Origin of the sequence: Pseudomonas sp. SWRI154 (assembly GCF_014268645.1) — a bacterium.
Taxonomy (GTDB): Bacteria; Pseudomonadota; Gammaproteobacteria; order Pseudomonadales; family Pseudomonadaceae; genus Aquipseudomonas; species Aquipseudomonas marvdashtae.
In genome coordinates this window covers 140,749-153,895 of the sequence record NZ_JABWQW010000006.1, presented here as the reverse complement: position 1 = coordinate 153,895, position 13,147 = coordinate 140,749, and the positions used below count along the sequence as shown (strand labels likewise).

The window sequence follows — 13,147 nt, the reverse complement described above, 5'->3', positions numbered from 1 at the left end:
CGAGGCTGTGGGTTTGGCGGGGTCAATAAACAGCAGAAACAAGGAGGCCCCGCAAGCGGGGCCACAACTTAACCTAGTCTCATCACCGTTTCTGTAGCCCGGGAGTGGAGTCGCTAGGGCAGCGACGTCAATCTACGCGTGCGCAACGATCATTGTCAATCCCCAACCTGGGAACCGGAGCCTGTGATCGAATCCGAATGAGTGCCAAGTAAGCACCTCGGCCATATAACAGCTAGGAGCAACAGGTTGCTATGGTTTGGCAAACGCTGGAGGCGAAGCTCTCCACGCCGAGAATGTCTCGGTATCTGAAAAGCAACAAGGATAAGCAGGCCCGTGCAGCAGAGGCCTATGTCCACAACATGAAGATTGCAGAGTCTTTGGTCTCGGTTTTTCATGTCCTTGAAGTCGCCCTGCGCAACGGCATTCAAAAAGAAATGACTCTGGAGTACGGCCAGTCTGACTGGTATGAAAAATGGAACGGCACCGGCGACGTCGATCTTCAGAGGCTCTATGAGAAGGTTGCGGAAGCCAAGAGAGAGCTTCGTAAACGCAAGGTCACGATTACACCAGACAACATCGTAGCGGAGCTCAGCTTCGGATTCTGGACGTCACTGTTTAACAGGGCGACTATTCACAGCCTGTCAAAGCCCCTGATGAGGGTTTTCTACTCTTGCCCTAAAGGCATGCGCAAGCCCGACAACATTCGGACGCGTCTGAACAAGGGGCGGGATCTTCGAAATCGTTGTTTCCATCACGAGCCATTGTTATGGCAGCCCTTATTTGAACTACATCGAGATATTTCCGAGATCATTAAATGGATCGACCCCGGTCTCCACGCCTGGATAGCAAACCACGACCGAGTACCCGACACGTTGCGCGATTGGGTGAATTGGAAAGAGGCGGCCGAGCCTCCTCAGCCTGACAGGCTCGCAAAAGCGGATGATCAGGCTAAGGCGATGAATATTGCTGAGTCGGATCAAAATGGGGATATAGCAACCAGCCACCGAAAACCAGCCAGCAATGCAGATGGTTGAAAACAATCCGAGAAGATCAGCCAAAGATTTAGCAGTTTTGTAAGTAGCAAATGGCGCCCAAGGAACACGGGTGGTTTTACCGGCACCGGGGGGGGCTTCGAGCACCGCTTCGTGGCGCGAGGCCAAGGCTTGGCGCAGCGCGGGTAAAACTTCATCGATTGGCAAAGAAATCATGCTGGCTCCAAAACAGAGGGCCGAGTATAACGGCGAACTGTTTAGCGTGGTCTGGACTCCAACCAGCAACGCCTCTACCTGCTCAGGAGATTGCTATGCGTATTCCCTTTCGCGTGATCGGTGGCGTCCTGGTCGCCAGCCTGCTAACCCAGATCAGCGCCTGCGGCTCGATCTTCTACCCGGACCGTCGCGGCCAGATCGAGGGCAAGATCGACCCGGCTATTGCCGCGCTCGACGCCGTCGGCCTGCTGTTCTATATCATTCCCGGCCTGATCGCCTTTGCGGTGGACTTCGCCACCGGCGCGATCTACTTCGAGCCGGGCAGAAGCGTGCAGATCGAGCCAGAGAAACTCAAGCCGGCCATCAACCCCGACGGCACGATCAATAACCAAAAGCTGCAAGCCATCCTGGAAAGCGAGCTGGGCCGCAGCTTCCCGCTGGACGATCCGCGCCTGATCCAGCACAAGGGCAACGTGCAACAACTGGCCGCGCTCGGTCTCGTACCCGCCGCATAAAAGGCGCAACCCAAGGAAGACCGCGCCATGACCACCAGCACCGAACACGCTCGCCTGCTACGCCTGGCCACTCGGGCGTCGGTGGCCGTGGCGTTCATCCTGATCGTCGCCAAGGCGCTGGCCTGGTGGCTCAGCGGTTCGGTGAGCATGCTCGCCGGCCTGACCGACTCGGCGCTGGACGGCGTCACCTCGCTGCTCAATCTGCTGGCGGTGCATTACGCGCTGCGGCCCGCCGACGATGATCATCGCTACGGCCATGGCAAGGCTGAGTCCTTGGCCGGCATGGCCCAGGCGCTGTTCATTGGCGGCAGTGCGGTGTTGATCGCCTTGCAGGCCTTCGAGCGCCTGAAAGAGCCGGTGCCAGTCGAGGCGCCGTGGCTCAGCGTTGGCGTGATCGTGTTTTCCCTGGCGCTGACCTTGGCGCTGCTGGCCTTGCAGCATCGGGTCGTGCGCGCCACGGGCTCCAACGCCGTGCGCGCCGACTCGCTGCACTATCGCTCCGACCTGTTGCTCAACGGCAGCATCCTGGTGGCCCTGGTTCTTGCCGGGTTCGGCTGGTATCAACTCGACGCCTGGTTCGGCCTGGGCATCGCCGCCTACATTTTGTGGAGCGCGGTGCAGATCGCTCGGGAAAGCTTCGCGGTATTGATGGATGAAGAACTGCCGCCGGACGTGAGCCAGCACATGCTGGAACTGGCCTGCGCGGTACCTGGCGTAGTCGGTGCCCATGACCTGCGCACGCGGATCTCCGGCAACCACTGGTTCGTGCAGTTGCACCTGGAGTTGCCGGGAGAATTGACCTTGTCAGTCGCCCACGGCATCAGCGACCAGGCTGCCGACGCGATCCATCGCGCCTATCCGAAGGCCGAAGTGCTGGTGCATGCCGATCCGTTGGAGGTGGTGAAGCGCACCAGTGCTTGATGTCCGAACCCGTGGCGAGGGAGCTTGCTCCCGCTCGGTTGCGCAGCGACCGTAAAAATCCTGGGTCTGCTGCGCAGTCCAACGGGAGCAAGCTCCCTCGCCACAAGAGCGGCATCCTGCCTGCCGCCAGAACTCAGTACGTCACCCGATACCCACGACTGCTCAAGCAGCTCCCTTGCGCCTGCCGATAGGTCTGTACCACTTCCGGTGCCGGTGGGTAGGTGTAGTTGCGCGGATCGAAACCGCTCTGCTGCACCGCCCAGCGATAACAGTCGTAGCCATCCTGATTGACCTGCTCGGGCGACTGGCCGTTGGCCGGATAAGCCACCACATCAAAGCTGTTGCCCTGGGGTTGCGGCTGCGGGTTGGCGACCGGCGCCTCGACCACGACGTAATCCCGGGTGTTGGCTTCGTAGATGTAATAGGCGCCAGCGGCGAGGAAGAACAGCGAACTGCCGATCCAGACCTCACGAGCATAATCGGGCAGATAGCGGGTGCGGATGCCCCGTGGCGGCTGCACGACGATGTAACGTGGCCCTTGAGGGCGATACCAGTAGCCACCGGAATAGAAGTAATCGTGACCGCGATAAGGCACGCGGTAATGGCGATCCGGGAATCGGTCGATTACATAGCCCGGACGATACTGCGGCCCAGGCCCCCAGCCGTTGCCATGCCCGCCCGGCCGACCAGGCCAATGCTGCTCGGGACGACCGTCATGACTGGGGCGTGGGTTCGGGTAGCCATCGTTGCGACGGGGAATATCGCGGTAATAGCCCGGTTGCGGTTCCTGGGTCTGAGTCACGCTGTCGGGCCGGCCCTGGATCGGCAGGTTGTCGCCGGGTTGCTGCTGCGGCGGGCGACCGTGGGCGTTAGGGTCCTGCGGTGGCCGATCGTAGTGCTGCCCGCCTGGGTTCTGCGGCTTGACCTCGAACTGACGGCTGTTGTCGCCCCGAATGATCTCATTGCTCTGCGGACGCGGCTGGCCCGAGTAACCCTGGCCGTTGCCGCCGCGCCCGTCCTGCCCGCGACCGCCTTCCGGCCCTCCACGGTTTTGCTGATCGTCGGCCACTCCCTGCGCACTGACACTTGCCCACAACAGACCAACACCTGCCAAACGCCAGATGCGCGACTTCATGAAATTCCTCACAACGGTTCGGGGCCTGATGATGAGACTGGAAAAGCCCAGGCCGGTTCTGCGACAGATTATCAGCCACGGGGTTTATTTCGCAGGCATTAAAAAAGGGAGACCCGTCGGCCTCCCCTTGAGAATCTAGTCCGTGCGCGACGCTTTTGGCATCGGCTCACCTCACGCCGTCTTATGGACAGTGTGCAGCTCGGGGGCCTGCCAGTACCGGTGGGTACTGCGACCGCAGCCGGCCGGATTGGGCGGGCTGCACTGGACTGTTTGTCCGAGCAGTGATCTTGGTGGTAAGCATAGGCCCGAGGAACCGGCAGCGGATTGCGAAGATTGCTTGAATAAACACCACTTGCGCAATTTTTACCCCTGGATAGATAATCTTCCGCAATTAACCGATTAAAGGCCCGCTCGATGAGCAAACTCGACCGTTATGACCTGAGTATTTTGGCGGAATTGCAGCGCGACGCGCGCATCTCGAACCAGGAATTGGCCGAACGCATCGGCCTGTCGCCCTCACCTTGCTCGCGGCGGGTCAAGCAGTTGGAAGATGATGGATACATCACCCGCCAGGTCGCCCTGCTCGATCGCAAGATGCTCGGGCTGAGCCTGACCGCCTATGTATTGATCGGCATGGACCGCCACACGCCCGATCGCTTCGAGACGTTCGAAGCCGCAATCCGCAGCCTGCCGCAAGTGCTGGAATGCAGCCTGGTGACCGGCATCGACGCCGATTACCAGCTCAAGGTAGTCGTGCCGGACATGGATCATTACCAGAAACTGTTGCTGGGGCACCTGACCCGCATCGATGGCGTCACCAGCGTGCGATCGAGTTTTGTGCTGAACCAAGTGCTCAACAGCACCGAACTGCCGCTCACCCACCTGCGCAGCTGACCGCCTTGTGGATTGGCCTGCGACACACCACCGCAGGCCAATCCCCCGCGCGTGCCCATGCCTTATACTCGCCGCGTCTTTTCAACCCCGCCCACGCCGGAGTGCCCCGATGGATCCTGCTGTTTTCGAAGAGTGGATGATGACCGGCCTGGTCAGCATCCTGATCATTTTCATGGGTTTTATCGTCTGGGATCTGGCGAAGAAATCCAAGGCAGGACGTTTTGGCTCGTTCATTCTGTTTTTTGTGCTGGGCCTTGGCGTGGCAGCCTTCATCATCAAGAGCGTGGTGATCGGCCTGATCGAATCCGGCACGTTATAAGCGCGCCGGCACTTCCTTCCACTGGCCCTGATCGAGCCCTTCGATCGTCCAGTCGCCGATCCTTACCCGCACCAGGCGCAACGTCGGCAAGCCGACCGCCGCGGTCATGCGCCGCACCTGGCGGTTGCGTCCCTCACGGATGACCAGCTCCAGCCAACTCGTCGGCACGCTTTTGCGAAAGCGCACCGGCGGGTTGCGCGGCCACAATTGCGGCTCGTCCAGTTGGCGGGCCTGCGCCGGCAACGTCATGCCGTCGTTCAACTCCACGCCGTCGCGCAGGCGCTGCAACTGGTCGGCGCTGGGTTCGCCCTCCACTTGCACCCAATAGGTCTTGGCCAATTTATGCCTAGGGTCGGCAATGCGCGCCTGCAATTGTCCATCGTTGGTCAGTAGCAGCAGGCCTTCGCTGTCACGATCCAGGCGTCCGGCCGGATAGATGCCGGGCACGTCGATAAAATCCTTGAGGGTCGCCCGCCCTTCGCCGTCGCTGAATTGCGTCAGGACATCGAAGGGTTTGTTGAACAGGATCAGCTTCGGCTCGGCCGGCGGGGCCTTGGCCACACGGCGCGGCGCGGCGGCTGGAAGCTTCGCGCCAGGACGACGGGAAGCAGGGCGTGGAGGACGGGGCATGGCGGCAACAACATCTAACGGTCAGGGCCGACCATGCTAGTGGCCCGACCGTTAAATGACCACCGTTCAGAACGGCATCAGCGGAACGGCGGCTCGTCGAAGCTGCGCAGTTTGCGCGAGTGCAACGAGTTGAGCTCGGTACGCAACAGGTCCAGCGCCGCGATCCCGATCTTGAGGTGCTGGTTGACCGCCCGCTCATAGAACGCGTTGGCCGAGCCCGGCAGCTTGATCTCGCTGTGCAGCGGCTTGTCCGAGACGCACAGCAACGTGCCATAAGGCACCCGCAAACGGTAACCCTGGGCGGCGATGGTGCCGCTTTCCATGTCCACCGCCACCGCGCGGGACAGGTTGATCAACGGGCGCTCCTGAGCCCAGCGCAATTCCCAGTTGCGGTCGTCGTAGGTCAGCACAGTGCCGGTGCGCAGACGCTTCTTCAGCTCGTCGCCCTTTTCCCCGGTGACGTTGGCCGCCGCTTGTTGCAAGGCCATCTGCACTTCGGCCAAGGCCGGAATCGGAATATTCGGCGGCACCACGCGGTCGAGAATGCCGTCGCGACGCATGTAGGCGTGGGCCAGCACGTAGTCGCCGATGGTCTGGGACTGCCGCAGCCCGCCGCAGTGACCGATCATCAACCAGCAATGCGGGCGCAGCACGGCCAGGTGGTCAGTGATGTTCTTGGCGTTGGACGGGCCGACGCCGATATTCACCAGGGTCACGCCGTGACCGTCGCTGGCCTGCAGGTGATACGCCGGCATCTGGTAGCGATGCCAGACCACACCCGCGGCGATGGCGGAGGCTTCGCCGTGGTCCATGTTCTTGTCGATGATCACGTTGCCCGGCAAGACCATGCGCACGAAACGCGGGTCGCTGCGCAACTGCTCCAGACCGTGGACGATGAACTGATCCACATAGCGATGATAGTTGGTCAGCAGGATCCACGGCTGCACATGGCGCCAGTCACTGCCGGTGTAATGCACCAGTCGGCGCAGGGAGAAATCCACCCGCGCGGCGTCGAACAGCGCCAGGGGCAACGGGTCGGTGTTTTCCCAATCATACAAGCCATCGGCGATGCCATCGGTGGCGGCCGACAAGTCGGTGCTGGGGAAAACCCGCGCCAGCACGGCGGCGGTCACACCGGAACCGGCCAGCTCATCGCCCTGCTCCACCACGTACGGATAAGGAATGTTCTGCTCGCTGACGCCCACCTCGACGGTGACGGTAAAGTCATGCATCAGCGGAACCAGCTGTTCCAGCAGATATTTGCGGAACGCGGCCGGGTGAGTGACGGTGACGCTGTAGGTGCCGGGCAGCTGGACCTTGGCGTAGGCGCGCGTGGTCTGCGGGACTTCGCCATGGCAATGGTAGGTCAGGCGCAGGGCCGGGTAGCGAAACAACGCCCGTTGCTCGGCGTCCGGCTCGATGCGGTCCTTGAGGTAGCGCTTGAGCGCCTGGTTCAGCGCGCTGGTCGCACGCTCGTGCAGGGCCGCCAGCCGGTCCACGGCTTGCTCGGCGGTTTGAACGACAATAAACGCTTCGGTCACGATCAGCTTCCTGTGTTCTGACTTGCAGGCCTTCATCTTGCCTGCATCGTGGTCCGACGGGAACAGTGGCGTATTGGGCGCTATCACTTCACAGCGTCACCGTTGCTTCTAAAACGCTTGCGGCGTTGACCGGGCGACGATGGCCTCGACATTCAAGCCTCGCGGCAATGCACCGTAGACCCGGCCACCATAACCAAGGCGACTGGCAATGAACGCATCGCTGACGTCACTGTTGCCCGCCTCGAGCAGCAGCCTGGCTTGCAGGCCGACAGCGATGTCCTCGGTCAATTGTCGGGCGCGGTACTGGATGTCGTCGGTGTCCTTGAAGGCCGCGTGCAACTGGTGGATGTGCCCGGCCAGACGCTTGTCGCCGTGGCCGTCGCCCAACTCGCTAAACAGCACTTCGAGCACGCCCGGTTCCTTGGACAGGGCCCGTAGCACGTCCAGGCACTGCACGTTGCCCGAACCTTCCCACGTCGAGTTGACCGGCGCTTCGCGGTAAAGGCGCGGCAGGATGCTGTCTTCGACGTAGCCGGCGCCGCCCATGCATTCGGCGGCTTCGTTGATCATCGCGGGGGCCCGCTTGCAGATCCAATACTTGCCCACCGCCGTCACCAGCCGGGCGAACTTGGCCTCGTGCTCATCGTTCAGATGGTCCAGCGCCCGGCCCATGCGCAAGCTCAAGGCCAACGCCGCCTCGCTTTCCAGCGCCAGGTCGGCGAGCACGTTTTGCATCAGCGGCTGTTCGCTCAACAACTTGCCACCGACCTTGCGGTGCGCGCAGTGATGACTGGCCTGGGTCAACGCCTGGCGCATCAGGGCGCTGGAGCCGACCATGCAATCGAAGCGGGTCATGGCGACCATTTCGATGATGGTCGGCACGCCTCTTCCCTCTTCGCCGATCATCCAGGCCAGTGCGCCACGGAACTCCACTTCGCTGGAAGCATTGGAGCAGTTGCCGAGCTTGTTTTTCAGCCGCTGGATATAGAACTGATTGCGCGTATCGTCCGGGCGATGGCGCGGCAACAGGAAACAGGTCAGGCCCTTGTCGGTCTGGGCCAGGGTCAGGAAGGCATCGCACATCGGCGCCGAACAGAACCATTTGTGGCCCACCAGCTCGTAGGCCTGGCCCGGGCCGCTGGCGCCTACCGGATAGGCCTTGGTGGTGTTGGCTCGCACATCGGTGCCGCCCTGTTTTTCGGTCATGGCCATGCCGAGGGTGACCCCGGCTTTATGGGCCATGCCGACGTTACGCGGGTCGTATTCGGTGGCGAGCACTTTCGGCAGCCAACGCTCGGCCAGATCCGGCTGCAGGCGCAGCGCGGGCACGCTGGCGAAAGTCATGGTCAACGGGCAGCCGGTGCCGGCTTCGGCCTGGCTGTGCAAATAGGTCATCGACGCACGGGCGACATGGGCGCCGGGTTGCGGATGGGCCCAGGGCAAGCTGGGCAGACCGTGTTCGACGGCAGTACGCATCAGTTGATGGTAGGCGGGATGAAACTCCACCAGATCGATGCGATGGCCGTAACGGTCGTGACTGGAAAATACCGGTTTGTTCTGGTTGGCCAGGAAGCCTGCTTCCATCAACGGTCCGCCGGCCAAGGCACCATAGGCATCGATCCGCGCCTGCGCCCAACCGGCGCCGAAACGCTGCGACCACTCTTGCAGCGGCAGATCGATGCGGAACAGGTTGGCGCCATCCAGGGAAGGAGGCTGGTTGGTGACGTCGTGGGTTTCGGCGAACTGATGCAGGTTCATGACGGGGCTCCTCGGTCGGCCAACAGGGGTTCAGTTAAGCACCGCCCCCTGGCCGATCAAAGTGGCATATCCGCCTAAATATCGGCGCTTTCGCCCTGCCTCGGACAAAGTACCCGCCGTTGCAAGATGGCCTGCAGGACCTCGAATTTTACCGGTTTGCTCAAGTAGTCGATCAAGGCACCCGAAGGGCAACGCTCCTGATCAATATTCGGGCTGACCACCAGCACGGGCAAGTCCTCGCAACCGGACAGCGCACGGACTTGACAGCAGAGCGACACGCCGTCCAGCGGTGACCGTTGGCAATCGAGGAGCACCGCGTCAAAGCTGTCGCCCTGCAGCAGGTCCAAGGCTGCGCGACCGCTGTCAGCCGTGCGCACCCGATAGCCCAGCTTGAGCAACATGCCGCGCATGACCAACTGATCGATGTTGTTGTCGTCCGCCAGCAATACCGTGCAGTCCTGAGGCCGGCGAGAATCCTGGCGCCCATTGAACGAGAAAGGCGTCGGGACCGCCGCCGGCAGCGCCATGTCGAATTCCACGTCCAGCTGGAAACGACTGCCGCGGCCCGGTTCCGAGGTATGGGCCAGACGTCCGCCGAGCAACTCGACCAATTGCCGACAGATCGCCAGGCCCACACCGAGGCCGCCGTACTCGCGGGTCATCGAGCCGTCGAGCTGGAAGAAGCGCTGGTACAGGGTTGCCTCGCCAAGGTCGGTAAAACCGATGCCGGTGTCGATCACGGCGAAAGACAGCACCAGCCGATCGAGCTCCGACGGCCGGCCAGTGACTCGCAGCGCGACGCCGCCTGCGCGGGTGAACTTGATGGCATTGTCCAACAGGCATTCCAGGCATTGGGCCAGTTTGCCGCTGTCCCCCAGGAGGCGATCCGCCAGGCCGGGGCTCACGTCCACCCTGAAATCCAGGCCCTTGGCCGCTGCGTTGGCGCCAAACTGGACCTGCAAGGCGTCGATCACCCCACGCAGGCTGAACGGTGCCGGATAAACCTTGAGCTTGCCGGCCTGCAACTCGGTGAGGGTGAGGATGCCGTTGACCATGCGCATCATGTCCCGCGCCGAACCGGCGGCGGTCTGTTGATACTGGGTCAGTTCCTCGTCCATCTCGACGGTCTCCATTAACTCCAGGGAGCCGATTACGCCGTTCATTGGCGTGCGCAACTCATGGGTCAAGGTGGCAAGGAATTCATCCTTGAGTTTGTTGCCCTGGGCCAATTGCTGGTTGAGCACTTCGAGCTTCTGCCCGGCGTCAAACAGCGTCTGGGCCTGTTGCTCGCGCATGGCGTTGATACGGTCCGCCAGCGCCAGGGACAACAGCGCCACTTCGATGGCCGAGCCGATCTGGCTGGCGTACATGGTCAGGAAGATGTTCGGCAGGTAGCCCAGCACCATCAGCGTATTAACGACGCCGCCCAGCAGAAATGCCGACCAGGCAATGATGAAATAACGCGCCACCCGCAGGCCTCGCCACCAAGCGAACAACCCGGCGGCGAAAATCACCACGGTGAACACCAGGGCCAATGCCGTCGCCAAACGCAGCGCCAGCGCATAGCTGGTCATCAGCGACAAGCCCAGCACCACGGCACTATAGGCAATCAGCACCAGCAACAAGCGATCGAGCCAGCGGCTGTGTTCGGCGGTTTGCAGGAAGCTGCGGGCGAACTGGCTGCCAAACAAGCCCGCGCAGCCGATGAAAAACGGCGTCGCGGCGTTGGTCCACCAAGGGTTGTCCGGCCAGAAATATTCGACCGCCGCGCCATTGACCGAGAGCTGATACAGGCCGAACGAGGCGATGTAGAAGATGTAATAAAGGTAGCTGGTGTCGCGCACGCTCAGGTAAATGAACAGGTTGTAGACCAGCATTCCCAGCAGCACGCCATAAATGATCCCCAGCACGTACAAGCGCACCGGCTGCTGTTCCAGATAAGCAGTGCTCGACCACAGCGTCACCGGCGCCTGGATTGAACCCTCGCTTTGCAGGCGCAGGTAGACGGTCTGGCGTTGATCAGGCTGAAAATCCAGGCTGAACAAGTAATTGTTCTGGCGAACCTCACGACTGGCGAACGGTAGCGCGTCGCCTGTCTGGCGCACGAGGCGATACGCTCCAGCGTCATTGGGCAGGTACAGGTCGACGTGATCCAGCGGCGGATATGCCAGTTCCAGCAACCAGGTCCGCTGGGCAGCCGGGTTGCCAGGGCGATAATGCAAGTCGATTTTCAGCCAGAACGCCGACCGTGAGTAGCCTGCGTTCAGCGTGGCTTTGTCATGGGATTTGAAACGACTCGCCGCAGCCTGGGCCAGGACGTCCTCGACGGAGGCCGTGCCGCTGGAGTCTTCAAACACCTGCAGGGCGTGGCCCAAAGGCAGGCTTTGGGTAAATTCATCAAATTCGAGGGCACTTGCCAAGGGGGGCAAGCACAGCAGCAACATCAGCAAATAGCGCATTTAAGCCCCAGCGTGGCCTGTCCGGTTGAGTCAGGAAGCCCCCCATTCCCTGAGTAGACGTAAAACCGGCATTACCTGTTATTGGTTGGATCCATCTGTAGCATAGCCGTTGATGGCCAATTTGCACCACGGAAATTTATCCCACAGGAGGCTCTAGAACGGGTGTTCCAGAGCAAACCATTGAGTTAGAGCTGTTGCTTTGGTCAGGTTGCAATTGCGTAGGCGCCGAGTTCAATTGTGGCGAGGCCTTCATCATCACAGGTAGGCGCAGATCGGAGAGGTTTGGTGATAAGCTCGCGCACCATGAATATCTACAGCTCTCGTCCCGTTGTCCTCTGTCTCTCCGGCCACGACCCCAGTGGTGGCGCCGGCTTGCAGGCAGATATCGAAGCCCTGCTTGCCCAGGGATGCCATGCCGCCCCGGCCGTTACCGCATTGACCGTGCAAGACACCGTCAACGTGACCGATTTCCGCGTGCTCGATCGTGAGTGGGTGCTGGCGCAAGCCAATGCCGTGCTCAACGATTCACCCGTTGCGGCGGTCAAGCTGGGGATGCTCGGCTCACTGGAAATGGTCGACACCGTGGTCGAGCTGCTCCAGGCACACCCGCATTTGCCGATGGTCTGCGACCCGGTGCTGCGCGCGGGCGGTGGCGGACGGCTGGGCAAGGATGAAGTCGGCTACGCCATGCGCGAGCGCCTGCTGCCCTTGGCAATCATTGCCACGCCCAACCTGCCGGAAGCGCGCATCCTCGCCGAACTGCCCGAAGGCAGCGCCGATGAGTGCGCCGAAAAACTGCTGCCCTTCGTCAAGCACCTGCTGATCACTGGCGGTCACGGCGACGAGCATGAAGTCCATAATCGCCTGTACAGCCGCGACGGGCACCGCCAGACGTTTACCTGCCAGCGTTTACCCGGCAGCTATCACGGCTCCGGCTGCACCCTCGCCAGCGCCCTGGCCGGTCGGCTGGCTCAGGGTGAACAGCTTGCCAGTGCGGTAAAGACCGCGCTGGACTACACCTGGCGCACCCTGCGCGATGCCGAACAACTGGGCAAAGGCCAGTTCGTTCCGCGTCGCCTGCCGCTGGATTTCTGCTCGTAGCACAGGAGCTGTGGAATGAAACTACGTGGCCTTTATGCCGTGACCGACAGCCAGTTGCTGGCCGGCAGGTTCCTCGCTTATGTAGAAGCCGCGCTGGAAGGTGGCGTGACGCTGCTGCAATACCGCGACAAAAGCAGCGACGAAGCCCGGCGTCTGCGCGAAGCCGAAGCGCTGCGCAACTTGTGCGAGCGCTACAAGACCCAGCTGATCATCAACGACGACGCCGAACTGGCCGCGCGCCTGGGCGTCGGCGTACACCTGGGCCAGACCGATGGCCCATTGGCGCCGGTGCGGGCGTTGCTCGGGCACAAGGCGATTGTCGGCTCCACCTGCCACGCCAGCCTGGAGCTGGCTGAACAGGCCGTCCGCGAAGGCGCCAGCTACGTTGCGTTCGGGCGTTTCTTCAACTCCAACACCAAGCCCGGGGCGCCTGCCGCAAACCTTGAACTGCTCGAACAGGCCCGCATCAAATTGCATATACCGCTGTGCGCCATCGGCGGCATTACCCTGGAAAATGCCGCCCCGCTGGTGGCTCACGGGGTCGATCTGCTCGCGGTGGTCCATGGCCTGTTCGGCGCCGACAGCACTGCTGAAGTGACACGCCGCGCCCGCGCCTTCAACGCCCTGCTGCAAACCAAATAGTCATTTCCGATTTCGAGAGTCCTA

12 protein-coding genes and 1 pseudogene are annotated in these 13,147 nt (G+C 61.7%); 7 read left to right on the top strand and 6 right to left on the bottom strand.

Annotated elements, in window-relative coordinates; translation table 11 throughout:
- Window positions 1–251 precede the first annotated feature (251 nt).
- Window positions 252–1,034, top strand: coding sequence for an Abi family protein (locus HU806_RS07815; RefSeq protein WP_186610840.1), 783 nt, complete (start codon window positions 252–254; stop codon window positions 1,032–1,034).
- Window positions 1,035–1,088: 54 nt separating this feature from the next.
- Here the strand turns inward: HU806_RS07815 and HU806_RS26805 are convergent.
- Window positions 1,089–1,208 (bottom strand): annotated as a pseudogene (locus HU806_RS26805) (DEAD/DEAH box helicase); the annotation flags it as partial.
- A gap of 95 nt (window positions 1,209–1,303) precedes the next feature.
- Here HU806_RS26805 and pmcY point away from each other — a divergent pair.
- Together pmcY and HU806_RS07805 are read left to right on the top strand one after the other, a co-directional pair.
- Window positions 1,304–1,723 carry a periplasmic Zn2+ metallochaperone PmcY gene (pmcY, locus tag HU806_RS07810; RefSeq protein ID WP_186610839.1) on the top strand — a complete coding sequence of 140 codons (420 nt, stop codon included), beginning with the start codon at window positions 1,304–1,306 and terminating at the stop codon, window positions 1,721–1,723.
- A 27-nt stretch (window positions 1,724–1,750) separates the two neighbouring features.
- A complete protein-coding gene (locus tag HU806_RS07805; RefSeq protein ID WP_186610838.1) occupies window positions 1,751–2,644 on the top strand; it encodes a cation diffusion facilitator family transporter in 894 nt (297 codons plus the stop codon).
- A gap of 133 nt (window positions 2,645–2,777) precedes the next feature.
- Here the strand turns inward: HU806_RS07805 and HU806_RS07800 are convergent, their stop codons facing one another.
- On the bottom strand, window positions 2,778–3,779 hold the full coding sequence (locus HU806_RS07800; protein ID WP_186610837.1) for a DUF6515 family protein: 1,002 nt from the start codon (window positions 3,777–3,779) through the stop codon (window positions 2,778–2,780).
- A gap of 414 nt (window positions 3,780–4,193) precedes the next feature.
- Between HU806_RS07800 and HU806_RS07795 the strand changes: the two genes are divergently transcribed.
- A complete protein-coding gene (locus HU806_RS07795; RefSeq protein ID WP_186610836.1) occupies window positions 4,194–4,673 on the top strand; it encodes an Lrp/AsnC family transcriptional regulator in 480 nt (159 codons plus the stop codon).
- A gap of 109 nt (window positions 4,674–4,782) precedes the next feature.
- Window positions 4,783–4,992, top strand: coding sequence for a DUF2788 domain-containing protein (locus HU806_RS07790; protein WP_039594082.1), 210 nt, complete (start codon window positions 4,783–4,785; stop codon window positions 4,990–4,992).
- Here the strand turns inward: HU806_RS07790 and HU806_RS07785 are convergent.
- The 4 genes from HU806_RS07785 to HU806_RS07770 form a co-directional block, all read right to left on the bottom strand.
- Complete coding sequence (locus HU806_RS07785) at window positions 4,987–5,553, bottom strand: pseudouridine synthase (RefSeq protein WP_186610903.1); 567 nt, start codon at window positions 5,551–5,553, stop codon at window positions 4,987–4,989. The genes HU806_RS07790 and HU806_RS07785 overlap by 6 nt on opposite strands.
- A gap of 146 nt (window positions 5,554–5,699) precedes the next feature.
- Window positions 5,700–7,199, bottom strand: a complete 1,500-nt coding sequence (amn, locus tag HU806_RS07780) for an AMP nucleosidase (RefSeq protein WP_186610902.1) — start codon at window positions 7,197–7,199, stop codon at window positions 5,700–5,702.
- Window positions 7,200–7,271: 72 nt separating this feature from the next.
- On the bottom strand, window positions 7,272–8,921 hold the full coding sequence (locus HU806_RS07775; protein WP_186610835.1) for an acyl-CoA dehydrogenase family protein: 1,650 nt from the start codon (window positions 8,919–8,921) through the stop codon (window positions 7,272–7,274).
- A 74-nt stretch (window positions 8,922–8,995) separates the two neighbouring features.
- On the bottom strand, window positions 8,996–11,380 hold the full coding sequence (locus tag HU806_RS07770; protein WP_186610834.1) for a hybrid sensor histidine kinase/response regulator: 2,385 nt from the start codon (window positions 11,378–11,380) through the stop codon (window positions 8,996–8,998).
- 303 nt (window positions 11,381–11,683) lie between these two features.
- Here HU806_RS07770 and thiD point away from each other — a divergent pair, with 303 nt between their 5' ends.
- Both thiD and thiE read left to right on the top strand, forming a co-directional pair.
- Window positions 11,684–12,481 (top strand): hydroxymethylpyrimidine/phosphomethylpyrimidine kinase, encoded by a 798-nt coding sequence (gene thiD, locus HU806_RS07765; RefSeq protein WP_186610833.1) that lies wholly within the window; start codon window positions 11,684–11,686, stop codon window positions 12,479–12,481.
- A 15-nt stretch (window positions 12,482–12,496) separates the two neighbouring features.
- The gene (gene thiE / locus HU806_RS07760) at window positions 12,497–13,123 is read left to right on the top strand and encodes a thiamine phosphate synthase (protein WP_186610832.1); all 627 of its coding nucleotides are present in this window, start codon (window positions 12,497–12,499) and stop codon (window positions 13,121–13,123) included.
- The last annotated feature ends 24 nt before the right edge of the window (window positions 13,124–13,147 follow it).